The following is a 23,139-nucleotide window of genomic DNA, read 5'->3' on the forward strand; positions in this document are numbered from 1 at the left end:
TAACCCGACCGACCTGAGTGACGGAGAGCGCAGGCCCCCCATGGTGCAGATCAAGAGCCCCGAGCAGATCGCCAAGATGCGTGAGGCGGGGCTGGTCGTCGCCGCCATCCACGCGGCCACGCGGGAAGCGGCGGTGCCGGGGGCGACGACGAAGGACCTGGACGACGTCGCCCGCAAGGTCCTGGCGGAGAACGGCGCGAAGTCGAACTTCCTCGGCTACGGCGGCTTCCCCGCGACGATCTGCACCTCGGTGAACGACGTCGTGGTGCACGGCATCCCCTCCGACGAGGTCGTCCTCAAGGACGGCGACATCATCTCCATCGACTGCGGAGCGATCGTCGACGGCTGGCACGGTGACGCGGCGTACACGGCGTTCGTCGGCTCGGGGCACGCTCCGGAGCTGATCGAGCTCTCCCGGGTCACCGAGGAGTCGATGTGGGCCGGCATCGCGGCCATGAAGACGGGCGGCCGGCTGGTCGACGTCTCCCGCGCGATCGAGACGTACATCCGCCGTCAGCCCAAGCCGGGCGGCGGGCGCTACGGCATCGTCGAGGACTACGGCGGTCACGGCATCGGCACCGAGATGCACATGGACCCCCACCTGCTGAACTACGTCGACCGCAGGCGGGGCAAGGGGCCGAAGCTGGTTCCCGGCTTCTGCCTGGCCATCGAGCCGATGGTGTCCCTGGGGACCCCGCGGACCGAGGTCCTCGAGGACGACTGGACGGTCATCACGACGGACGGGACCTGGTCCTCGCACTGGGAGCACTCGGTCGCGTTGACGGAGGCGGGGCCGCTGGTGCTGACGGCTGTCGACGGCGGCAAGGCGAAGCTGGCGGAGCACGGGGTCGTGGCTGCGCCGGACCCGCTGGGCTGAGGGGCCCCTTCCGGGGCGCGTTGTGGGGTTTCTCGCCCCCGCCGCCCCTTCCCTTCCCGTCCCTGGGGGCTGTGCCCCCGGGCCCCCTCTTTCGGCGCCCCCTCTTTCGGCCTGGACGGCCTCGTCCTCAAACGCCGGACGGGCTGGGAGGCCGGGGCTTGTCCTGGTGCGCCGGACGGGCTGGGAGGCCTGGCCTTGTCCTGGTGCGCCGGACGGGCCGAGTGGGCGCGTTGCTTAAGGATCTCGTGTGTGGGGCAGGCTTCTGGATTCGTGTTTCCGGGGGGCCTGACGTAGACTGACTCGTCGGCTCTCGTGCACCCGCATGTCTGCATGCACCCTTAGGGGAAACGCAGGGGAGTCGATCAAGGTAGTCGATTCGAAGGGCGAAGCGTGGCCAAGAAGCAAGGTGCCATCGAGATCGAGGGCACTGTCGTCGAGTCTCTTCCGAACGCCATGTTCAAGGTCGAGCTCCAGAACGGCCACCAGGTCCTGGCACACATCAGCGGCAAGATGCGTATGCACTACATCCGTATCCTCCCTGACGACCGGGTCGTGGTGGAGCTGTCTCCGTACGACCTGACGCGTGGCCGGATCGTCTACCGCTACAAGTAGATCTTGCCCAGGTCTTCGTGCGCCCTGTCGGGCGTTCGGGGCTGTCGGCAACTGACCCGGAGAACCTCACCCAATGAAGGTCAAGCCGAGCGTCAAGAAGATCTGCGACAAGTGCAGGGTGATCCGCCGTCACGGTCGGGTCATGGTCATTTGCGAGAACCCGCGCCACAAGCAGCGCCAGGGCTGATCGCTTACAGATCACACCCTCTGCATCGATATCGCAGAGACTTCGCGCGACGCGAGCTGAATTTGTTCATACGCAGATCCCAGGCGGGTTCTCCCTCCTGATACCCCCGGCTCGGAGGCCGGGGACCCATTCGTACCAAATCCTCCGTCGCTCATCGGGCGACAGGTGGAGGCCGGCGGATGGGAGTCGGTTCTGCGGAAGACCTCCGAAGATCAACTGGAGCCATTGAATGGCACGCGTTTCCGGTGTCGACATCCCGCGCGAAAAGCGTGTGGAGGTCGCCCTCACCTACGTGTTCGGCATCGGCCGGACCCTCTCCCAGGAGACGCTGGCAGCGACCGGCGTCGACCCGAACACCCGCGTTCGCGACCTCTCCGAGGAGCAGCTCGTCGCGATCCGCGAGTACGTGGACGCCAACATCAAGACCGAGGGTGACCTTCGTCGCGAGATCCAGGCCGACATCCGCCGCAAGGTCGAGATCGGTTGCTACCAGGGTCTCCGTCACCGTCGTGGTCTGCCTGTCCGCGGTCAGCGCACCAGCACGAACGCTCGTACCCGCAAGGGCCCGCGTCGCGCCATCGCCGGCAAGAAGAAGCCGGGCAAGAAGTAGTCCTCAGCGGGACAACGCTTCATCAGCGGTCTTCGCTGTAGGACCGACCACCTCCCCGTAGGAGTTTGTAGATGCCCCCCAAGGGTCGTCAGGGCGCTGCCAAGAAGGTGCGCCGCAAGGAAAAGAAGAACGTCGCGCACGGCCAGGCGCACATCAAGAGCACGTTCAACAACACGATCGTGTCCATCACGGACCCGGCCGGAAACGTGATCTCGTGGGCCTCCGCCGGCCACGTCGGTTTCAAGGGCTCGCGCAAGTCCACGCCGTTCGCCGCGCAGATGGCCGCCGAGTCGGCTGCCCGTCGCGCGCAGGAGCACGGCATGCGCAAGGTCGACGTCTTCGTCAAGGGCCCGGGCGCCGGTCGTGAGACCGCCATCCGTTCCCTGCAGGCGACGGGCCTCGAGGTCGGCTCCATCCAGGACGTCACCCCGACCCCGCACAACGGCTGCCGTCCGCCCAAGCGTCGCCGCGTCTGACGCACGGTTGTCTCAGGTTTGACCGGGGTCCGGGCGGTACGTCTCCTCGGAGGCGTGCCGCCCGTACCCTTGCATTAACAGCAGGACGTCAAATAGCGGGCGTCCATGACTGAAGGATCGCAACATGCTGATTGCTCAGCGTCCCTCGTTGACCGAAGAGGTCGTCGACGAGTTCCGCTCCCGGTTCGTGATCGAGCCGCTGGAGCCGGGCTTCGGTTACACCCTCGGTAACTCCCTCCGCCGGACCCTCCTGTCCTCGATCCCGGGTGCGGCTGTCACGTCCATCCGTATCGACGGCGTGCTGCACGAGTTCACCACCGTGCCGGGCGTCAAGGAGGACGTCACCGACCTGATCCTCAACATCAAGCAGCTGGTCGTCTCCTCGGAGCACGACGAGCCGGTCGTGATGTACCTGCGCAAGCAGGGCCCGGGTCTGGTCACCGCCGCCGACATCGCGCCCCCGGCCGGTGTCGAGGTGCACAACCCCGACCTCGTCCTCGCCACGCTCAACGGCAAGGGCAAGCTGGAGATGGAGCTGACCGTCGAGCGCGGTCGCGGTTACGTCTCCGCCGTGCAGAACAAGCAGATCGGTCAGGAGATCGGGCGCGTCCCGGTCGACTCGATCTACTCGCCGGTTCTCAAGGTCACGTACAAGGTCGAGGCCACGCGTGTCGAGCAGCGCACCGACTTCGACAAGCTGATCGTCGACGTCGAGACCAAGCAGGCGATGCGTCCCCGTGACGCCATGGCCTCCGCCGGTAAGACGCTGGTCGAGCTGTTCGGTCTCGCCCGCGAGCTGAACATCGACGCCGAGGGCATCGACATGGGCCCGTCCCCCACGGACGCAGCTCTCGCCGCTGATCTCGCCCTGCCGATCGAGGAGCTCGAGCTCACCGTTCGGTCGTACAACTGCCTCAAGCGTGAGGGCATCCACTCCGTGGGTGAGCTCGTCGCTCGTTCCGAGGCCGACCTGCTGGACATCCGCAACTTCGGTGCGAAGTCCATCGACGAGGTCAAGGCGAAGCTGGCCGGCATGGGCCTCGCGCTCAAGGACAGCCCGCCCGGATTCGACCCCACCGCCGCCGCCGACGCCTTCGGCGCCGACGACGACGCGGACGCCGGCTTCGTCGAGACCGAGCAGTACTAAGAGCTCGGGACCGACTGCTGGTTCCTGGGTGCGGGTGCGCTGTGGCTTGTCGCGCAGTTCCCCGCGCCCCTTCCGACTCGCCCCTTCGGGGCTCGCCGGATCTTCGACGGGTAATCGCCCGCTCGGACACTGACCCCGGTACCTGATACGGCCGGGGCAGACACCTAGGAGAAAGACCATGCCGAAGCCCACCAAGGGTGCCCGTCTGGGCGGCAGCGCCGCGCACGAGAAGCTGCTCCTCGCGAACCTCGCGAAGTCGCTGTTCGAGCACGGCCGCATCACCACCACCGAGGCGAAGGCGCGCAAGCTGCGTCCGTACGCCGAGCGTCTGGTCACCAAGGCGAAGAAGGGCGACCTTCACAACCGCCGTCAGGTGCTCCAGGTGATCACGGACAAGAGCATCGTGCACACGCTCTTCACCGAGATCGGCCCGCGCTACGAGAACCGTCCCGGTGGTTACACCCGCATCACCAAGATCGGTAACCGTCGTGGCGACAACGCGCCCATGGCTGTCATCGAGCTGGTCGAGGCGCTGACCGTCGCGCAGCAGGCCACCGGTGAGGCCGAGGCCGCCACCAAGCGTGCGGTCAAGGAAGACAGCCTCAAGAAGGACGAGGCCGTCGAGGACGCCAAGCCCGCCGACGAGGCTGCGGCCGAGGAGTCCAAGGACGCCTGAGGCATCGCCTCGCAGTGGACGGGTCCGCCCTTCGGGGCGGGCCCGTTCCGCGTTTCCGAAAGCGTTTCCGGACGGGCTTCCGGAGGGGTTTCCGGGGGCGTTCTCCGAAGGTCGCAGGCTGGAGAGGATCCAGGAGTGAGTGACGAAGTACAGCCCGGGTTCGTACGGGTGCGGATGGACCTCTCGTACGACGGGAGCGGGTTCTCCGGGTGGGCCAAACAGGCCGGCGGGCGGCGGACCGTGCAGGGGGAGATCGAGGACGCCCTGCGGACCGTGACCCGGTCGGGGGAGACCACGTACGAGCTGACCGTGGCCGGGCGGACGGACGCCGGGGTGCACGCGCGCGGACAGGTGGCGCACGTCGACCTGCCGGAGGCCCTCTGGGCCGAGCACCGGGAGAAGCTGCTCAAGCGGCTCGCCGGGCGGCTCGCCAAGGATGTGCGGATCTGGTCCCTCGACGAGGCGCCCGCCGGGTTCAACGCGCGGTTCTCGGCGATCTGGCGGCGCTACGCGTACCGGGTCACCGACAACCCGGGCGGTGTCGACCCCCTGCTGCGCAGCCACGTCCTCTGGCACGACTGGCCCCTGGACGTCGACGCCATGAACGAGGCCGCCCGGCGGCTGCTGGGCGAGCACGACTTCGCCGCCTACTGCAAGCGGCGGGAGGGGGCGACGACCATTCGTACGCTCCAGGAGCTGAGCCTGGTGCGCGGCGAGGACGGGGTCGTCACCGCGACCGTCCGGGCCGACGCCTTCTGCCACAACATGGTGCGTTCGCTGATCGGGGCGCTGCTGTTCGTCGGCGACGGGCACCGGGGTCCGGAGTGGCCCGGGAAGGTGCTGGCCGCGGGTGTGCGGGACTCGGCCGTGCATGTCGTACGGCCGCACGGGCTGACGCTGGAGGAGGTCGGCTACCCGGCCGACGAGCTGCTCGCCGCACGCAACAAGGAGGCGCGCAACAGGCGGACGCTGCCCGGGGCCGGGTGCTGCTGACCGGCCGGCCCCGCGTCGGCGCCCGCGGTCAGTTCGCGGCCGCCGCCGACGCCTGGGCCTCGCCGCGCTGGCGGATCCGCTGGAAGGTGAACTCCGCGAGGTCGTCGCCCGCGGTGAAGACGGCCGTGTCCTTCGTGGTCACGTCCTTGCCGTCCGTGAAGCCGGTGATGGTGAAGTAGGCGTACCGGCCGTAGGAGTTGGTCGTGGAGCGGCAGATCGCGCCGTCGCAGAACGTCTTGACGTCCCCGCCGGTGAGGGCCTTGACGATGCTCTTCTTGTCGGCCTGGCTCTTGACCTTGAGGGCCTGTGCCTCGGTGTCGAAGACCGCCACACCGACCGTGACCGCGATGTTGCCCTTGGTGTAGGTGATGCGCATGAGGCGGGTGCAGTCATTGGCGGTGAGCACCTGGGGCAGGGTGCCCTGGACCCCCGTGGTGCAGGTGGTGCTGTCGGCCTTGGGGCCCTTCTTGTACACGGCCGAGCCCATGGTCAGCTGGGTGCCGGGGAAGAGCAGGTCCGGCCCGTTGGGGGCGGTGTCCTTGGCCTTGCTGGCGACGAACTCCTTCGGGTCCAGCGGGGGCGGGGCGCTGGTCGGCGCGAAGGAGGGGGTGCCGGACGCGCTCGGCAGGTCGGACGCGGCCTGGGAGGAGGTCGGCTTGTTCGCCTCGTCGCTGCCGTTCGCCGACACCACGGCCATGGCGACGGCGGTGCCGACGGCGACCGTGGCGAGCGCGCCGCCGCCTATGAAGAGCAGCCGACGGCGCTTGTTGCGCGTCTCGGACGCCTCCGCGAGCGCGGCCCAGTCCGGGGTCCGGCCGTCATCACCGCTGGTCCACGGCTGCTGGGAGTTCGGTTTCCACGGATCCCACTGGGACTGAGGTCCCCCCTGCCCATAGCTCATGGGCCGCATCTTAGACGGGGAGCGGGGGGTGCTGTTCCGCCCCAACCGGCGCTGAAGTCCCCGGTTTTCCCTGCGCGAGTACGGGCAAACGTGACATCTCCGGGTGGTTGGTGCGGCATATTCGCAGGCGGGGACCTGTAGTGTGGCGCAGGCCACTCCGGCAGGGGGTTTCCGGTGGCGGGTTCCGGTCAGGCTGACATGCTCACGTGTGATCGGATGGCAGGCCCGTTTTGACCCGGCCCCCGAGACGCGGGTATCCTGCATCTTCGTTGTGTATTGGCTTGCTCTTCTCACGGGACGGGCCCTTACACCGGTCCACCGGGCCGATGACCAGCGACCAGCACGCGGTTTGCGTCACCGCAGTGCGGTCTGGGCTGTCGTGATCGTCTTCGGTGACCTTGTCAGGACCAATTCACTGAAGAAGCGAAGGCTACGAACCGTGCGTACGTACAGCCCCAAGCCCGGCGATGTGACGCGCCAGTGGCACGTCATCGACGCTCAGGACATCGTCCTGGGCCGTCTCGCCACCACTGCCGCGTCCCTCCTCCGGGGCAAGCATAAGCCGATCTACGCGCCCCACGTCGACACCGGTGACTTCGTCATCATCATCAACGCCGACAAGGTGCACCTCTCCGGCAACAAGCGGACCCAGAAGATGGCGTACCGCCACTCCGGGTACCCGGGCGGTCTGCGCTCCGTGCGCTACGACGACCTCCTCGCGAACAACCCCGAGAAGGCCGTCGAGAAGGCCGTCAAGGGCATGCTCCCCAAGAACACGCTGGGCCGTCAGATGCTGTCGAAGCTGAAGGTCTACAAGGGTGACGTGCACCCGCACGCGGCTCAGCAGCCCGTGCCGTTCGAGATCACCCAGGTCGCGCAGTAATTCCGGCCACACCCCTAGCTGAAAAGAACTGAGGAGAACCGTGGCCGAGACCACTGCCGAGCAGCCGCTCGAAGAGACCGAGCTCGTCGACATCGACAGCTACACCACCGAGTCCGAGGTCCCCGTCGAGGGTGAGTACACCTCGGAGTCCCTCGCGTCCCGCTTCGGCGAGCCCCAGCCGGCCGCCGGCCTGGGCCGTCGCAAGAACGCCATCGCCCGCGTCCGGATCGTTCCGGGCACCGGCAAGTGGAAGATCAACGGTCGCACCCTCGAGGACTACTTCCCGAACAAGGTGCACCAGCAGGAAGTCAACGAGCCCTTCAAGGTGCTCGAGCTCGAAGGCCGCTACGACGTCATCGCCCGTATCTCGGGTGGCGGTGTCTCCGGTCAGGCCGGTGCGCTCCGTCTCGGTGTCGCCCGCGCGCTGAACGAGGCCGACGTCGACAACAACCGTGGCGCCCTCAAGAAGGCCGGCTTCCTCACGCGTGACGACCGTGCGGTCGAGCGCAAGAAGGCCGGTCTCAAGAAGGCCCGCAAGGCCCCGCAGTACAGCAAGCGCTAAGCTTCGCTGCCTGCTCGTACGTATTCCGGGTCGGACCCGTGCGGTCCGCTCGTACGTACTCCGAACGCCCCGGCGGCACGCCACAGTGTCGCCGGGGCGTTCGTTTTCTCGCAGCCGTGGGCGTATAACGGCACAAGGTGCTCAAAGGCTTGTGTGATCGGATGTTCAGGGCATCCAATGCCTGGACGCGGAGCCGCCGTCGGCCGGCTGATCGGTCGATCGTCCGACGCACCCGCACGGCTTTTGAAACTGACGCTTCCTCAGGAGGACAAGTGGGACGACTCTTCGGCACGGACGGCGTGCGCGGTGTCGCCAACGCGGATCTGACGGCGGAGATGGCGCTCGGCCTGTCCGTCGCGGCGGCGCATGTGCTGGCCGAGGCGGGCACGTTCGAGGGCCACCGGCCGGTGGCTGTCGTCGGACGGGACCCGCGCGCGTCCGGGGAGTTCCTGGAGGCCGCGGTGGTGGCCGGTCTGGCGAGCGCCGGCGTGGACGTGCTGAAGGTCGGCGTGCTGCCGACGCCCGCGGTCGCCTATCTCACCGGTGTGCTGGGCGCCGACCTCGGGGTGATGCTCTCCGCCAGCCACAACGCCATGCCCGACAACGGCATCAAGTTCTTCGCCCGCGGCGGCCACAAGCTGGCCGACGAACTCGAGGGCAGGATCGAGTCCGTCTACGACGAGCACCGCACCGGCGCGCCCTGGAGCCGGCCGACCGGCAGCGGCGTCGGACGCGTGCGGGCGTACAACGAGGGCTTCGACCGCTACGTCGCCCACCTCATCGCCGTGCTTCCCAACCGGCTGGACGGGCTGAAGATCGTCCTCGACGAGGCGCACGGCGCCGCCGCCCGGGTGTCGCCGGAGGCGTTCACGCGGGCCGGCGCGGAGATCGTGACCATCGGGGCCGAGCCGGACGGGCTCAACATCAACGACGGGTGCGGGTCCACGCACCTGGACAAGCTGAAGGCCGCGGTCATCGAGCACGGGGCCGCCTTCGGCATCGCGCACGACGGGGACGCCGACCGCTGCCTGGCCGTGGACCACACGGGTGACGAGGTCGACGGGGACCAGATTCTCGCCGTGCTCGCGCTGGCCATGCGCGAGCACGGGGCGCTGCGGTCCGACACCGTTGTCGCGACCGTCATGTCCAACCTCGGCTTCAAGCTGGCCATGGAGCGCGAGGGGATCCAGCTCGTCCAGGCCGCCGTCGGCGACCGGTACGTGCTGGAGGAGATGAAGGAGCACGGGTACGCGCTCGGGGGCGAGCAGTCCGGGCACGTGATCATCCTCGACCACGCGACGACCGGCGACGGGACGCTGACGGGGCTGATGCTGGCGGCTCGGGTCGCCGAGAGCGGGCGGTCGCTGCGGGAGCTGGCGTCCGTGATGGAGCGGCTGCCGCAGGTGCTGATCAATGTGCCGGACGTCGATCGGTCCCGGGTCGGGAAGTCGGCCGAGCTGGCGACCGCCGTCGGGGAGGCGGAGCGGGAGCTCGGGTCCACCGGGCGGGTGCTGCTGCGGCCTTCCGGGACGGAGCCCCTGGTGCGGGTGATGGTCGAGGCCGCGGACATCGATCAGGCCCGGTCCGTCGCCGGGCGGCTGGCGGATGTCGTGAAGTCGGCGCTGGGTTAAACGGCGGGGCCGGTTCCTCGGGCCGGTTCCTCGGGCCGGTTCCTCGGGCGGGTTCGGGGTGGGGGTTCTGTGTGGTGCGGGCCGCGACTGCGTCGTGGCTTGCCGCGCCCACGCGGCGAAGCCGCAGATCTACAGAGCCCCGCGCCCCCTGCAGCCCTGTGGCCGGGCCGTGTCGCGCCTTGCGCCCTGCCTCTGGAGGCAGGGCTTTCGCGCTAGCCCGCGTTTGCGCGTTGCCGTTGCTTCGACCAGAACCACTTCTGGGCCAGCAGGGTCAGGGTGCCGGCCAGGATGATGCCCAGGAGGTTCAGCAGGAGTTGTTCTGTCGAGCCCCGGGTCTGTGCCATGTCGCCGTAGCTGAGGGCCACGGCGGCGTTGGCGGCTGCCGGGACCGTCGTGACCGAGATGGCCACGCCCACCAGGGCGCCGGACTTCGCCGAGGTCAGGGAGAGGGTGCCGGCGGCGCCCGCCAGGACGGCCACGATGAAGGAGAAGGCGTCGGGGGCGTAGACGAACCCGGTCTGCGGCCGGTCGGCCTCCAGTTGTTCCATGCTGAACAGGTCGATCGCGTTCATGAAGAGGCTGAAGCCCACCGTCACCGCCATCGCCACCGCGAAGCCGGCCAGCAGGGCGATCAGCGACCGTAGGGCCAGCCGGGGAGCGCGCTGCACGATCGACGTGCAGACGCCGGCCAGCGGGCCGAACTCCGGTCCCACGGCCATCGCGCCCACGACCAGCACCGCGTTGTCGAGCACCACACCACAGGCCGCGATCATCGTGGCGAGCGTGATGAACGCGAGATAGGTGACGGAGAGCGTCGACTCCTCGTGGGTGGCGTCCGTGAGGTGCTCCCACAGGACCGCGTCGGCGCCCTCGCCCGGTGCCTCCGCCTCGGCCTTGTCGGCGCGCAGCGAGAGCGACAGGTCGATGTTCTCCACGGCGATCGAGCCGGTCTGGTCCAGGCCCAACTCCTGCAGCCCGGTGAGGAGTTCGTCACCGGCTTCGCGTGCCACGTCGCACAGCACGACATCGCCGGCCGGGTTGCGGGCCGCCCCCGGCATCACCACGAGGTGGGTGGTGCCGACGGTGTTCTCGATCAGGGAGACCACGTCGTCGGTACTGCCCGACGGGGTGATCAGGCGCAGGTGCAGCATGCAGGCAGGGTAGCCGTCAGAGTTTGCGCAGACTCAGCCGCTGCACCTTGTGGTCCTGGCCCTTGCGGACCACCAGGGTCGCCCGGCCCCGGGTGGGGGCGATGTTCTCCACCAGGTTGGGTTTGTTGATGGTGCGCCAGAGGGTGCGGGCGTAGTCGACGGCCTCCTCCTCGGAGACCTGGGTGTACTTCCTGAAGTACGAGTCCGGGTTCTGGAAGGCCGTCTGACGGAGCTTCCTGAACCGGTTGAGGTACCAGCGCTCGATGTCCTCGACGCTCGCGTCGACGTACACGCTGAAGTCGAAGTAGTCGGCGAGGCCCACGCGGGTGCGGCCGTCCTTGCCGGGAAGGGCGGGCTGCAGGACGTTCAAACCCTCGACGATGAGGATGTCGGGGCGCCGGACGGTGAGCTTGCGGTCCGGGACGATGTCGTAGATCAGGTGGGAGTAGACGGGCGCGGTGACCTCGCCCTTGCCCGCCTTGATGTCGGCCACGAAACGGGTCAGCGCGCGGCGGTCGTAGGACTCGGGGAAGCCCTTGCGGGACATCAGGCCGCGGGCCTCCAGGTCCCGGGTGGGCAGCAGGAAGCCGTCCGTGGTGACCAGCTCCACGCGGGGGTGCTCCGGCCAGCGGGACAGCAGGGCCTGCAGGAGCCGCGCGACCGTCGACTTGCCGACCGCCACCGAACCCGCGACGCCTATGACGAACGGGGTGCCGGACTGGGAGCCCTGTTCGCCGAGGAAGGTGTTCAGGGCGCCGCGCAGGCCGTCGGTGGCGCCCACGTAGAGGTTGAGCAGGCGCGACAGCGGAAGGTAGATGTCACGTACCTCGTCGAGGTCGATGACGTCACCGAGGCCGCGCAGCTTCTCGACCTCCTCGGCGGTCAGCGGCAGCGGAGTCTTCTCGCGCAGCGCGCTCCACTCGGAGCGGGTGAGGTCGACGTAGGGAGTCGCCTCCGGCCTGTGCCGGTGGGCGCTCCGGGGCATCGGGGAGACCGGAGAGATCACAGTCCATTGTTAACGGAGTTTGAACGGGATGGTGGGTGGGGTCCGTCACGCCCCGTCGAGGCGGCGTACACCCGTGGGAATTTCCGAAATCGGGCACGCGGAGGCTCTTTCCGAGCGTCATTCGGTCGTAGGCTGCCGCGCATGTGCGGAATCGTGGGATACGTGGGGTCTCAGTCGGCGCTGGAGGTCGTGCTGGCCGGGCTGAGGCGGTTGGAGTACCGGGGCTACGACTCGGCGGGGATCGCCGTGCTGGCGGACGGGGGGCTCGCCGCGGCGAGAAAGGCGGGCAAGCTCGTCAATCTGGAGAAGGAGCTCGCGGCCCGGCCACTGCCGACCGGGACGACGGGCATCGGACACACCCGGTGGGCCACACACGGCGGGCCGACGGACGCCAACGCGCATCCGCATCTCGACAACGCCGGGCGGGTCGCCGTGGTGCACAACGGGATCATCGAGAACTTCGCCGTCCTGCGGGCCGAACTGGCCGAGCGAGGGCACGAGCTGTTCTCCGAGACCGACACCGAGGTCGTGGCCCATCTGCTCGCCGAGGAGTTCTCGGTGACGGCCGACCTTGCCGAGGCCATGCGGCTGGTGTGCCGGCGGCTGGAGGGGGCGTTCACGCTGGTCGCGGCGCATGCCGACGAGCCGGACGTGGTGGTCGGCGCGCGGCGGAACTCACCGCTCGTGGTGGGCGTCGGGGAGGGCGAGGCGTTTCTCGCCTCGGATGTCGCCGCGTTCATCGCGCACACCCGGTCGGCGATCGAGCTGGGGCAGGACCAGGTCGTCGAGCTGCGGCGGGACGGTGTGACGGTGACCGGCTTCGACGGGCGCCCGGCGGACGTCCGGTCGTACCACGTCGACTGGGACGCGTCGGCCGCGGAGAAGGGCGGCTACGACTACTTCATGCTCAAGGAGATCGCCGAGCAGCCCAAGGCCGTCGCCGACACGCTGCTCGGCCGCATCGACGCCTCCGGCGCGCTGTCGCTCGACGAGGTGCGGATCCCGGCCTCCGAGCTGCGGGAGGTCGACAAGGTCGTCATCGTCGCGTGCGGTACGGCCTTCCACGCGGGCCTCATCGCCAAGTACGCCATCGAGCACTGGACGCGGATCCCGTGCGAGGTGGAGCTGGCCAGCGAGTTCCGTTACCGGGACCCGATTCTCGACTCCCGGTCCCTGGTCATCGCCATCTCCCAGTCCGGGGAGACGATGGACACGCTCATGGCGCTGCGCCACGCGCGGGAGCAGGGTTCCAAGGTGCTGGCGATCTGCAACACCAACGGGTCGACGATCCCCCGGGAGTCGGACGCGGTGCTGTACACGCACGCCGGGCCGGAGGTGGCCGTCGCCTCCACCAAGGCGTTCCTGACGCAGCTGGTGGCCTGCTATCTCGTCGCGCTGTACCTCGGGCAGGTGCGCGGCACCAAGTGGGGCGACGAGATCCGGGCCGTCATCCGGGACCTCGCGCAGATCTCCGGCGCGGTCGAGCGGGTGCTGGACACCATGGGGCCGGTGCGGGCACTGGCGCGGTCCCTCGCCCACAAGGACACCGTGCTGTTCCTCGGGCGGCACGTCGGGTATCCCGTGGCGCTGGAGGGCGCGCTGAAGCTGAAGGAGCTCGCCTACATGCACGCGGAGGGGTTCGCCGCGGGTGAGCTGAAGCACGGGCCGATCGCGCTCATCGAGGAGGATCTGCCGGTCGTCGTGGTGGTGCCGTCGCCCCGGGGGCGGTCCGTCCTGCACGACAAGATCGTGTCCAACATCCAGGAGATCCGGGCCCGGGGGGCGCGGACGATCGTGATCGCGGAGGAGGGGGACGACACGGTGGTGCCGTACGCCGACCATCTCGTGCGGATCCCGGTCACGCCGGTGCTGCTGTCGCCGCTCGTCGCGACGGTTCCTTTGCAGGTGTTCGCGTGCGAGCTGGCTACCGCGCGGGGCAACGAGGTGGATCAGCCTCGCAACCTCGCGAAGTCGGTGACGGTGGAGTGAGGCGGCTTTGAGCGGGGGCGCCTGAGGGGGTGAGGGTTCTCGCCGCGCGCGGGTGCGGGTGCGTCGTGGCTGGTCGCGCAGTTCCCCGCGCCCCTGGCCGGCTGGACCGTCTGCGACGGCCCGCGCCCCCACACCAGTTTCCGGCGCCCCGTAGTTCTCCGCGCCCCTGGCTGGCTGGACCGTCTGCGACGGTCCTCGCCCCCAGGGGCGCGTGTCAGCTCCGGGCGCGTTGTCTTCTGGCCGCGTAGACCTTCCAGGTCGCGAAGGCGAGGGGGAGTTCCAGGATCCAGATGCCGACCACCGCGTCCCACTCCGGGGCGGTGGCCGAGGCCTCGTCGGCCGTGATGATCCCGCACAGCAGGCCCCAGACCGCCGCGAGCAGACCGACCAGCCAGAGCGCGATGGTCCAGCCCACCGTGGAGCGGCCGCTGCCGGCCGACCGCGGGCCCGAGGTCCGCTTGCGCGGCCGGGGGATGTGGTCGGGCTCGCGCGCCGGCATCCGTACCACCGCCCCGGCGGGCACGGCCGCGTCCAGCGCGGCCGTGCGTTCCGGCGTCACCCCTCGGTACAGGGTGGGCTCCACGGTGACCGAGAAGCCGTCGTGGCCGGTCAGAGTGCGGGCGCCGTCGGGGCGGGCGGTCATCGCCGCGCAGGCGTCGTAGCGGACGGTGACCGGGCCCCTCGGGGTCAGCAGGCTCACCCCCTCGGCGCCGATGACGAGGGTGACCTCCTCGTCCTCCAGGGACTGGTGGCGGGTGCCGGTCAGGGCGGCCTGCGAGTGCTGCGGGGCGAGGGTGAGGCCCGCCCAGTCGACGCCCCGGCCCGGTACCTGCAGGAGCGCGTTGTCCCAGGTCTCCCGGGCGACCTCGCGCAGGTCGTCCGTGGTCACCGCGTTCAGCTCGGCCCGGTGCTGCTCGGGGGTGAGGATCCGGTGCCCGAGCAGCAGGCTCAGCGCGTACGAGGGGAGCGCTGCCGCCGCGAGGTCGGGGGTGTCGTACATCTTGAGGAGCTTGGCGCGGGCGGAGTCCAGTTCGGACTGCTCGATGCGGCCCGCGCGCAGCCGGGCGAGGGTGTCGACGAAGCCGCCGACGACCGCGTCCTGCTTCTGCGGGAGGGAGTCCGCGTACGCCGTGAGGGTGGCGAAGTCGGCGTCGCGCGGGGTGTAGTCGGCCTCCGCGGAGTAGGAGTAGCCGCCCTCCTGGCGCAGGTCCTGGAAGAGGGCCCGGCCGAGGACGTCCGCGAAGACGCTGGCCGCGGTGGAGCGGCGGAGCACCGAGGTGAGGACGACATGGCCGTCGTCACCGCTGATGAACGCGGGGGTCTCGGGCAGTGCGCTGGTCGCGGCCGGAGCGGGGAAGCGGGTGCCCCGGGGGAGCGTGAGGTCCAGGCCGTCGGGGACCTGGTCGCTGGTGATCCACAGCACCGCGTTGTCCGCGGTGAAGCGGGTCTCGGCCCAGTGGCGCACCTGGTCCGGGGTCAGGCTCCAGGTGCCGAGCTCGTTGTAGCTGGACAGGCCGTAGCCCTGGGCGCCGTACCGCCACAGCGGCATCTGGTGCTGGGGGCCGCTGCCCCGGCCGGCCGCCTCGGTGCGCAGGATCTCCTTCTCGGTCTCCAGCCGCTCCATCGGCAGGTCCCGCAGGCCCGCGCACACGCTGTTGAGGTACGTGACGACCTCCTCCTCGCTGCCGGTGACGTGGAAGAGGGTGTACGCGTTCGCCGTCGCGCCGTTGTAGTGCAGATCGGACAGGCCGAGGCGGTGCAGGGCGAGGTGTTCGACGAGGTGGGTGAGGCCGGCGGTGGCCAGGGTCTCGTCGGCGCGGCCCACCCGGAAGAAGAGACCGGCGGTGATCTCCTTGCCGGAGGCGGGGGCGTGGAGGGTGGGGATGTGCTGCGTGGTGGTGTGCGAGACGAGGCCGGCGAGGGCGGCGAGATCGGCACGGTCGTCGTGCTCGTGCAGGTCGGTGGTCATCGGTTGCCGCCTCCTCGGGATTCCAGCGCGGCCTTGCGGGACTTGAGGAACGAGGACTTCTTGTCGGGCACGTAGTGCCACGGGGACTCGGTCGCGCGGTCGCCGAGGAAGGCGAAGTGCGGGGCCGCGTACTCCCAGTGGTTGCCGAGCGAGAAGGCGAACGCGAACGCGTTGTGCGCGCCGATCGAGTTCCAGTCGGGCCGGTGGGCCGGGTGCAGCACGGAGACCTGGGCGGCGTTGCGCAGGTCGTCGCGGACCGACAGGCCCCGCATGTAGGCCGCGTCCTCGCCGCTGTCCAGGTCGAGCCAGCGCTCGATGTGCGCGAGGGCGACCAGGGCGCCGGAGGTCGAGCCGTCGGGGGCCGCGGTCGCGCATTCGCGGGCGAAGCCGTGCGCCGCCTCCCAGGAGCCGCTCCACTTCGGGCACAGCTGCTGGAGCAGCTGGACCTGCGCGTGGTAGTGGTGCGGATGGTGGGCGGACAGGCGGTCGTAGCGGCGGCGCGCCTCGGCCTGTCCCAGCTGGAGGCCGCGCGCGGTCATCAGCCGGGCGGTCCAGGCGGGGGCGTACGAGGGGTGCTCGGCGCAGATCTCGATGAGCAGCTGCTCGGCCCTGCGCAGCCAGTCGTGGAACTGGGTGAACTGGTCCCGTGAGACGTGCTGGGCGCGGGCGCCGCTGCGGATGTCCCAGCCGATGTAGACGTACCGCTCGGCCAGCAGCGTGCGCGGCAGCGGGTCGTCGGGCGATTCCGCCGCCGCCCGCTCCAGGAAGTTCTCGACGCCGGGGATGTCGGCGAGGAGGCCGACGGCGGAGGAGAGCTTGTCGACCGAGTCGAGGCCGGCGAAGAAGGCCTGCACCGCAGGCCAGTGTCCGGCCTGAGCGGCGGTGCGCATCGGGATCAGCTCGGGTGTGTTGTCGTACGGGTCGAAGGTCGGTCCCCAGGTGCTCGTGGGTCCGCCGCCGGACATGCCGTTGGTGGTGCTGGTCATTCCTCCGCCCCCTGGCGTCACTTTCCGCGGCACGCGGGCTGGCCCCCCAGGGCGTGCGGCGGTGAAATCCTGCTTCTCGACCGACGTGATCAAGTCGCCGCAGGCTAGCAGCAGGCTGTGACAGTGCGGCCGTAGGGTGCTCGGCATGAGCATCATCGGGGTCGGTATCGACGTGGCCGAGATCGAGCGGTTCGCGGCGTCCATGGAGCGGACGCCCGGGCTGGCCCAGCGGCTCTTCCTGGAGAGCGAGTTGCTGCTGCCGAGCGGGGAGCGGCGGGGTGCCGCCTCGCTGGCGGCCCGGTTCGCCGCGAAGGAGGCTCTCGCCAAGGCGCTGGGGGCGCCGCCCGGGCTGCTGTGGACGGACGCGGAGGTGTACGTCGAGGAGAGCGGGCGGCCTCGGCTTCGGGTGCAGGGGAGTGTCGCGGCGCGGGCGGCCGAACTGGGGGTGCGGAGCTGGCATGTGTCGCTGAGTCATGACGCGGGCGTCGCCTCGGCGGTGGTGGTGGCCGAAGGCTGAGCCGGGGCGCGCACCGCCGGGGCGCCGCGTGGTGAACCAGGGGCCGGACCGAGGGCCGGACCGAAGGCTGAAACGAGGGCCGGACCGAGGGCTGGACCGACGCGCGCACCGGGGCGGGCCGACGGCGTGCGGTGGCGGGGGAGTCCGGGGGAGACTCGACCGTATGCGTACTGCCTACCGCGTCGAGACCGTCCGTCGTGCCGAGCGGGAACTGATGGCCCGGGTTCCGGAAGGGGCCCTCATGCAGCGGGCCGCCGCCGGGCTCGCCGCCGCCTGCGCCGACCTGCTGGGGCGGGTGTACGGGCGGCGGGTCGTGCTGCTGGTCGGCAGCGGCGACAACGGGGGTGACGCCCTGTACGCCGGTGCCCGGCTCGCCCGGCGCGGGGCGGGCGTGACCGCGGTGCTGCTCGCGCCCGGGCGGACCCACGCCGGAGGGCTCGCGGCCCTGCGGCGGGCGGGCGGGCACACCGTCGCGCCGGCCGGCGCCGAAGCCGTCGTCCGGCGGGCCGATCTCGTGCTCGACGGCATCGTGGGGATCGGCGGGAAGGGCGGGCTGCGGCCGGACGCGGCCTCGCTGGCCGCGATCGTCGCCGAGGCCGGGGCCGCCGTCGTCGCCGTCGACCTGCCCAGCGGTGTCGACGCGGACACCGGCGAGGTGCACGGCAGCGCGATCCGGGCCGACCTCACCGTCACGTTCGGCACGCACAAGCCGGGGCTGCTCGTCGATCCGGCGCGGGAGTACGCCGGGTCGGTGCGGCTCGTCGACATCGGGCTCGGGGGCGAGTTGCCCGCCGAGCCCGAGCTGGCGGCCCTTCAGCACGCGGACGTGGCCGCCCTGCTGCCCGTGCCCGGCGGAGAGAGCGACAAGTACCGGCGGGGCGTCGTCGGGATCGCCGCCGGCTCCGCCCGGTATCCGGGGGCCGCCGTGCTGGCCGTCGCGGGGGCCCTGCGGGGCGGGGCCGGGGCCGTGCGGTACGTGGGGCCGGCCGGGGACGCGGTCGTCGCGCGGTTCCCCGAGACGCTCGTGTCCGACCAGGGGCCCCGCCAGGCCGGGCGGGTGCAGGCCTGGGTCGTCGGGCCGGGCGCCGGGGACGACGCCGCGACGGTGGCGGAGGTGCTGTCCGCCGAGGTGCCGGTGCTGATCGACGCCGACGGGCTGCGGCTCGCGGACGCCGACGCGGTGCGCGGGCGGACCGCGCCGACGCTGATGACACCGCACGCGGGGGAGGCGGCCGCGCTGCTGGGGGTGGCGCGCGAGGAGGTGGAGGGGGCCCGGCTGCGTTCCGCGCGGGAGCTGGCGGCCCGCTACCGGGCGACCGTGCTGCTGAAGGGGTCGACGACGTTGGTCGCGGACGCGGGGGGTGCGGGGGTGGTGCGGGTGAACGCGACGGGAACGGCGTGGCTGGCCACGGCCGGGAGCGGGGACGTGCTGTCGGGGCTCGCGGGGTCGTTGCTGGCGGCGGGGCTGAGCGCGTTGGACGCGGGGAGTGTGGGGGCCTATCTGCACGGGCTGGCGGGGCGGTTCGCCGCGGACGGGGCGCCGGTGGGGGCGCACGATGTGGCCGCGGCGGTCGCGGGGGCCTGGCGGGACGTGCGGCGGTAGGCGGCAGGGGTTTCTCGCCCCCGCAGCCCCTTTCCTTCCCGTCCCTTCCCGGCCCTGGGGGCTGTGCCCAGACCCCCTGTCGGCCTGGACGGCTCCCGGCCCTGGGGGCTGTGCCCCAGACCCCCTCGGCCTGGACGGCCTCGTCCTCAAGCACCGGACGGGCTGTCGGTGCCCCCGCTGAAAGGGTGAAGCTGCCGCGCGGCAGTCCCGGGGGACGTACGGGGCGCGTTTGTCTGATCGGATGTTCAGCACGCGAATCGTGAGTCTCCTTCTTGCCGCCGCCGCGCTTCTTCCCCTGGGTACGCCGGCCGGCGCCACTCCACCTCCGTCCCCTCCGTCCCCTCCGTCCCCTCCGTCCTGGGAGATCGACACGCCCGACCAGGTGCTCGCGCCGAGGGTGTACACGCCCACCGCCGCCGAGGACGCCGTCGAGCCGCGGGACGCGGTGAAGGGGACGTACGCGCTCGTCGAGTACGTGCCGCTGGACGAGGTGATGACCCGGGTGGCGTGCAGCAAGCGGGTCGGGCCGTACCAGCGGGCGGTCGAGCGGTGGCTGAGGCTGAAGGTGGACGGGAAGCAGTCCGCGGCCGACTGCAGGGCGATCCGGGCGTTCCAGCGGCAGCAGGGGATCCAGCCCGCGATCGGGTTCGCCGGGCCCGTCACCTGGGCGCGGATGCAGCTCGTCGCCGCGAGGAAGAACCCCAACGCCCAGAAGAAGTGTCCGGTGCGGACCCGCCGGGTCGCCTGCGTCGATCTCGACCGGCAACTGACCTGGGTGCAGAAGGGGACGAAGGTCGTCTTCGGACCCGTGTCGATGCGCAGCGGGCGGGCCGTGCACCCCACGCGCAAGGGGTGGCACACCATCTACTGGCGGCACAAGAACCACGTCTCCACGCTCTACAACGCCCCTATGCCGTATGCGCAGTTCTTCGACGGCGGCCAGGCCTTCCACGCCGTCTACGACAGCATCCACACCACCATCGGCTCCATGGGCTGCGTCAATCTCACCGTCGGTGACGCGCGCAGGCTGTGGGGTGTCCTGAAGAAGGGCGACCGGGTCTACGTGTGGGGGCACCGGCCCGGTACCTAGGGGGCTGTCCTGGCCCTCTGAGACACTGGGCGCGATGAGTGAGACTGCCAAGCCGCCCGCCGCCCCGTCGCGCGCCCGTGCCGAGATCGACCTGGCCGCGCTGCGGGCCAACGTGCGTACGTTGCGCGCCAAGGCGCCGGGCGCGGAGTTCATGGCCGTGGTGAAGGCCGACGGGTACGGGCACGGCGCAGCCCCCTGCGCCCGCGCCGCGGTCGCGGCCGGCGCCGGCTGGGTGGGCACCGCCACGCCCGAGGAGGCGCTGGCGCTGCGCGCCGACGGCGGGCTGCCGGCGGACGTCAGGATCATGTGCTGGCTGTGGACACCGGGCGGGCCCTGGCGGGAGGCGGTGGAGGCCGGCCTCGACGTGTCGGTGAGCGGACTCTGGGCCCTGCGGGAGGTCGTCGAGGGGGCACGGGCCGCCGGGCGGGCCGCGCGCGTGCAGCTCAAGGCCGACACCGGGCTCGGGCGCAACGGCTGCCAGCCCGCCGACTGGCCCGAGCTGGTGGGCGAGGCGCTGCGGGCCGAGGGGGAGGGGCTGCTCCGGGTCACCGGGCTGTGGTCCCACTTCGCCTGTGCCGACGAGCCCGGCCATCCCTCCATCGCGCCCCAGCTCGACCGCTTCCACGAGATGGTGGCGTACGCCGAACGGCAGGGTGTGCGGCCCGAGGTGCGGCACATCGCCAACTCCCCGGCCACCCTCACGCTCCCGGAGACCCACTTCGACCTGGTCCGGCCGGGCATCGCGATGTACGGCCTGTCGCCCAGCCCCGAGCTGGGCTCCGCCGCCGACTTCGGGCTGCGCCCGGTGATGACCCTCGCGGCCTCGCTGGCCCTGGTGAAGCACGTGCCGGGCGGCCACGGCGTGAGCTACGGCCACCACTACGTCACCCCGGGCGAGACCACCCTGGGCCTGGTCCCCCTCGGCTACGCGGACGGTGTTCCCCGGCACGCCTCCGGGAGCGGTCCGGTGCTGGTCGCCGGAAAGTGGCGGACGGCGGCCGGCCGGATCGCCATGGACCAGTTCGTCGTCGACCTCGGCGGGGACGAGCCCGGCCCCGGGGCGGAGGCGGTCCTCTTCGGGCCCGGCGACCGCAGTGAACCCACGGCGCAGGACTGGGCCCAGGCGGCCGGCACCATCGGGTACGAGATCGTCACGCGCATCGGATCGCGGGTCCCCCGCGTCTATGTGAACGAGTGACCGGGACGGGTAACCCGCAGTCAGTACACGGGCATCGGCCAAAGAGGAGCGGTACGTGAGCGAGAGCAGCGCGGAGGCGGTGGCGAGCGCCGCCTCGGCGGTCGTTGCCGCCTCCGCCACGGGGGCGGGCGGAGGGTGGCGCCGGGCGACCGGCATCGCCGGCGCCGCGATAGGCGTGATCGCCGCGGGCGCCGCGGCGGGCGTCGCCCTGGAGCGGATGACCGTCGGGCGCGGCATGCGGGCGAAGGCCCGGCTCGCCCTCGACTCGACGGGCCCCTACGGCGGCCTGCGCGGCACCCCCGGCAAGGCGTACGCCGAGGACGGCACCGAGCTGTACTACGAGGTCGACGACGTCGAGCCGCAGGGCGGACCGGCGAACCGGCGGCGCAGGCTCTTCGGACGCAAGGCCCCGCTCCCCGTCACCGTGGTCTTCAGCCACGGCTACTGCCTCAACCAGGACTCCTGGCACTTCCAGCGGGCGGCCCTGCGGGGCGTCGTACGGACCGTGCACTGGGACCAGCGCAGCCACGGCCGGTCCGGTCGCGGCACCGCCCAGATACGGGACGGCGAGCCCGTCACCATCGATCAGCTGGGGCGCGACCTGAGGACCGTGATCGACGCGGCCGTGCCGGAGGGGCCGATCGTGCTCGTCGGGCACTCCATGGGCGGGATGACGGTGATGGCGCTGGCCGCGCTGTACCCCGAGCTGATCCGCGAGCGGGTCGTCGCCACCGCCTTCGTCGGTACGTCCTCGGGGCGGCTCGGCGAGGTCAACTTCGGGCTGCCGGTCGCGGGCGTGAACGCGGTGCGGCGGGTGCTGCCGGGGGTCCTGAAGGCTCTGGGACAGCAGGCCGCCCTGGTGGAGAAGGGGCGGCGGGCCACCGCCGATCTCTTCGCCGGGATCATCAAGCGGTACTCGTTCGCGTCACGTGACGTGGATCCGGCGGTGGCGCGGTTCGCCGAGCGGATGATCGAGGGCACGCCGATCGACGTGGTCGCCGAGTTCTACCCGGCGTTCACGGATCACGACAAGACCGAGGCGCTGGGCTGTTTCACCGACATGCCGGTGCTGGTGCTCGCCGGGATCGGGGACCTGGTCACGCCGAGCGAGCACAGCGAGGCGATCGCCGACCTGCTGCCGGACGCCGAGCTGGTCCTCGTGCCCGACGCCGGGCACCTCGTGATGCTGGAACACCCGGAAGTGGTCACCGACCGCCTCGCCGACCTGCTCACCCGCGCGGGCGCGGTGCCCGCAGGAGCTACCGTGAACGGCTATGGAAGCACCAGCAGCAGCGCACAACCCGGCTGAGCCCGGACCTCTCGGAAACCGCGTCGGAAACCGCGTCGAGATCGTCGTCAACTCCCCCGAGCAGATGGGGGAGCTGGGCCGTCGTCTCGCCAAGCTGTTGCGCGCGGGTGATCTCGTGATGCTCAGCGGGGAACTCGGCGCGGGCAAGACGACGCTCACCCGCGGGCTCGGTGCGGGGCTCGGGGTCCGGGGTGCCGTCACGTCCCCGACGTTCGTGATCGCCCGCGTGCACCCCTCGCTCGGGGACGGTCCGCCGCTCGTCCACGTCGACGCGTACCGCCTGGGCGGCGGGCTCGACGAGATGGAGGATCTCGATCTCGACGTGTCGCTGCCCGCGTCGGTGATCGTCGTGGAGTGGGGCGAGGGCAAGGTCGAGGAACTGACCGACGACCGGCTCCAGGTCCTCATCCACCGTGCCGTCGGCGACACCACGGACGAGGTGCGGCACGTGACGGTGACGGGGCTCGGTGACCGCTGGGCCTCGGCGGACCTCGGCGTGCTGTCGGCCTGATCGGCGTGCGGTCGCGGTGATCGGCGTGCGGTCGGCCGGACGGGTGCCGGACGGGTGGCCGCGGCCGGTCGCCGGTGGGGCTCACGCCGCCTTGGGACGCTCCACCGGCCGCTCCGTGAGTGCCTGATCGGGCAGCCGCGGCGGCGTCGAGACGGCTTCCGCGGCCGCGCAGGAGGCCAGCAGGTCACGCATGGACACACCGGCGAGCGTGAACGGCCGCGACGGCCGGCCCTTGGGCTCGGTGACCGACATGGA

24 protein-coding genes are annotated in these 23,139 nt (G+C 71.1%); 18 read left to right on the forward strand and 6 right to left on the reverse strand.

Going from position 1 to position 23,139, the window contains the following annotated elements; translation table 11 throughout:
• The first annotated feature begins 40 nt into the window (after positions 1-40).
• The 8 genes from map to truA all read left to right on the forward strand — a co-directional run bounded on the left by map (position 41) and on the right by truA (position 5,578).
• On the forward strand, positions 41-877 hold the full coding sequence (map, locus tag ASD48_RS19440; RefSeq protein ID WP_057602884.1) for a type I methionyl aminopeptidase: 837 nt from the start codon (positions 41-43) through the stop codon (positions 875-877).
• A 390-nt stretch (positions 878-1,267) separates the two neighbouring features.
• Positions 1,268-1,489 (forward strand): translation initiation factor IF-1, encoded by a 222-nt coding sequence (gene infA / locus ASD48_RS19445; RefSeq protein ID WP_003948620.1) that lies wholly within the window; start codon positions 1,268-1,270, stop codon positions 1,487-1,489.
• 73 nt (positions 1,490-1,562) lie between these two features.
• Positions 1,563-1,676 carry a 50S ribosomal protein L36 gene (gene rpmJ / locus ASD48_RS19450; protein ID WP_003998809.1) on the forward strand — a complete coding sequence of 38 codons (114 nt, stop codon included), beginning with the start codon at positions 1,563-1,565 and terminating at the stop codon, positions 1,674-1,676.
• Between the two features lie 229 nt (positions 1,677-1,905).
• Positions 1,906-2,286 carry a 30S ribosomal protein S13 gene (gene rpsM, locus ASD48_RS19455; RefSeq protein ID WP_020132619.1) on the forward strand — a complete coding sequence of 127 codons (381 nt, stop codon included), beginning with the start codon at positions 1,906-1,908 and terminating at the stop codon, positions 2,284-2,286.
• Positions 2,287-2,357: 71 nt separating this feature from the next.
• Positions 2,358-2,762 carry a 30S ribosomal protein S11 gene (gene rpsK, locus ASD48_RS19460; RefSeq protein WP_010354218.1) on the forward strand — a complete coding sequence of 135 codons (405 nt, stop codon included), beginning with the start codon at positions 2,358-2,360 and terminating at the stop codon, positions 2,760-2,762.
• A gap of 124 nt (positions 2,763-2,886) precedes the next feature.
• Entirely contained in the window at positions 2,887-3,909 is a 1,023-nt protein-coding gene (locus ASD48_RS19465) for a DNA-directed RNA polymerase subunit alpha (protein ID WP_057602885.1), read from the forward strand.
• 178 nt (positions 3,910-4,087) lie between these two features.
• On the forward strand, positions 4,088-4,585 hold the full coding sequence (gene rplQ / locus ASD48_RS19470) for a 50S ribosomal protein L17 (protein ID WP_020132192.1): 498 nt from the start codon (positions 4,088-4,090) through the stop codon (positions 4,583-4,585).
• Positions 4,586-4,720: 135 nt separating this feature from the next.
• On the forward strand, positions 4,721-5,578 hold the full coding sequence (gene truA, locus ASD48_RS19475; RefSeq protein WP_057602886.1) for a tRNA pseudouridine(38-40) synthase TruA: 858 nt from the start codon (positions 4,721-4,723) through the stop codon (positions 5,576-5,578).
• A gap of 28 nt (positions 5,579-5,606) precedes the next feature.
• Here the strand turns inward: truA and ASD48_RS19480 are convergent, their stop codons facing one another.
• Positions 5,607-6,479, reverse strand: coding sequence for a hypothetical protein (locus ASD48_RS19480; RefSeq protein WP_057602887.1), 873 nt, complete (start codon positions 6,477-6,479; stop codon positions 5,607-5,609).
• Between the two features lie 439 nt (positions 6,480-6,918).
• Here ASD48_RS19480 and rplM point away from each other — a divergent pair, with 439 nt between their 5' ends.
• The 3 genes from rplM to glmM all read left to right on the forward strand — a co-directional run bounded on the left by rplM (position 6,919) and on the right by glmM (position 9,555).
• A complete protein-coding gene (rplM, locus tag ASD48_RS19485; RefSeq protein ID WP_020132189.1) occupies positions 6,919-7,362 on the forward strand; it encodes a 50S ribosomal protein L13 in 444 nt (147 codons plus the stop codon).
• A gap of 40 nt (positions 7,363-7,402) precedes the next feature.
• On the forward strand, positions 7,403-7,924 hold the full coding sequence (gene rpsI, locus ASD48_RS19490; protein WP_020132188.1) for a 30S ribosomal protein S9: 522 nt from the start codon (positions 7,403-7,405) through the stop codon (positions 7,922-7,924).
• Positions 7,925-8,196: 272 nt separating this feature from the next.
• A complete protein-coding gene (glmM, locus tag ASD48_RS19495; protein ID WP_057602888.1) occupies positions 8,197-9,555 on the forward strand; it encodes a phosphoglucosamine mutase in 1,359 nt (452 codons plus the stop codon).
• Between the two features lie 212 nt (positions 9,556-9,767).
• Here the strand turns inward: glmM and ASD48_RS19500 are convergent, their stop codons facing one another.
• Together ASD48_RS19500 and coaA are read right to left on the reverse strand one after the other, a co-directional pair.
• Positions 9,768-10,706 carry a DUF389 domain-containing protein gene (locus ASD48_RS19500; protein WP_057602889.1) on the reverse strand — a complete coding sequence of 313 codons (939 nt, stop codon included), beginning with the start codon at positions 10,704-10,706 and terminating at the stop codon, positions 9,768-9,770.
• A gap of 16 nt (positions 10,707-10,722) precedes the next feature.
• Complete coding sequence (gene coaA, locus ASD48_RS19505; protein ID WP_057602890.1) at positions 10,723-11,691, reverse strand: type I pantothenate kinase; 969 nt, start codon at positions 11,689-11,691, stop codon at positions 10,723-10,725.
• 162 nt (positions 11,692-11,853) lie between these two features.
• Between coaA and glmS the strand changes: the two genes are divergently transcribed.
• Positions 11,854-13,701, forward strand: coding sequence for a glutamine--fructose-6-phosphate transaminase (isomerizing) (gene glmS / locus ASD48_RS19510; RefSeq protein ID WP_057602891.1), 1,848 nt, complete (start codon positions 11,854-11,856; stop codon positions 13,699-13,701).
• Positions 13,702-13,915: 214 nt separating this feature from the next.
• On the opposite strand, the gene ASD48_RS19515 is transcribed toward glmS, so the two are convergent.
• The gene (locus ASD48_RS19515; protein WP_057602892.1) at positions 13,916-15,670 is read right to left on the reverse strand and encodes an insulinase family protein; all 1,755 of its coding nucleotides are present in this window, start codon (positions 15,668-15,670) and stop codon (positions 13,916-13,918) included.
• A complete protein-coding gene (locus tag ASD48_RS19520; protein WP_057602893.1) occupies positions 15,667-16,656 on the reverse strand; it encodes a hypothetical protein in 990 nt (329 codons plus the stop codon). The genes ASD48_RS19515 and ASD48_RS19520 overlap by 4 nt, the downstream gene beginning before the upstream one ends.
• Before the next feature lie 145 nt (positions 16,657-16,801).
• Here ASD48_RS19520 and ASD48_RS19525 point away from each other — a divergent pair, with 145 nt between their 5' ends.
• The 6 genes from ASD48_RS19525 (at position 16,802) to tsaE (ending at position 22,884) form a co-directional block, all read left to right on the forward strand.
• On the forward strand, positions 16,802-17,173 hold the full coding sequence (locus ASD48_RS19525; RefSeq protein ID WP_057602894.1) for a holo-ACP synthase: 372 nt from the start codon (positions 16,802-16,804) through the stop codon (positions 17,171-17,173).
• Between the two features lie 163 nt (positions 17,174-17,336).
• A complete protein-coding gene (locus ASD48_RS19530; protein WP_057602895.1) occupies positions 17,337-18,776 on the forward strand; it encodes an NAD(P)H-hydrate dehydratase in 1,440 nt (479 codons plus the stop codon).
• A 241-nt stretch (positions 18,777-19,017) separates the two neighbouring features.
• Positions 19,018-19,866 (forward strand): L,D-transpeptidase family protein, encoded by an 849-nt coding sequence (locus ASD48_RS19535; RefSeq protein ID WP_079073852.1) that lies wholly within the window; start codon positions 19,018-19,020, stop codon positions 19,864-19,866.
• Between the two features lie 34 nt (positions 19,867-19,900).
• Positions 19,901-21,064, forward strand: coding sequence for an alanine racemase (alr, locus tag ASD48_RS19540; protein WP_057602896.1), 1,164 nt, complete (start codon positions 19,901-19,903; stop codon positions 21,062-21,064).
• 55 nt (positions 21,065-21,119) lie between these two features.
• Positions 21,120-22,373 (forward strand): alpha/beta hydrolase, encoded by a 1,254-nt coding sequence (locus ASD48_RS19545; protein WP_057602897.1) that lies wholly within the window; start codon positions 21,120-21,122, stop codon positions 22,371-22,373.
• Complete coding sequence (gene tsaE, locus ASD48_RS19550; protein WP_063887471.1) at positions 22,339-22,884, forward strand: tRNA (adenosine(37)-N6)-threonylcarbamoyltransferase complex ATPase subunit type 1 TsaE; 546 nt, start codon at positions 22,339-22,341, stop codon at positions 22,882-22,884. The genes ASD48_RS19545 and tsaE overlap by 35 nt, the downstream gene beginning before the upstream one ends.
• 81 nt (positions 22,885-22,965) lie before the next feature.
• Here the strand turns inward: tsaE and ASD48_RS44790 are convergent, their stop codons facing one another.
• A complete protein-coding gene (locus ASD48_RS44790; protein WP_199875873.1) occupies positions 22,966-23,136 on the reverse strand; it encodes a hypothetical protein in 171 nt (56 codons plus the stop codon).
• Positions 23,137-23,139 lie beyond the last annotated feature (3 nt).

The sequence above is a fragment of the Streptomyces sp. Root1310 genome, assembly GCF_001426425.1.
Taxonomy (GTDB): Bacteria; Actinomycetota; Actinomycetes; order Streptomycetales; family Streptomycetaceae; genus Streptomyces.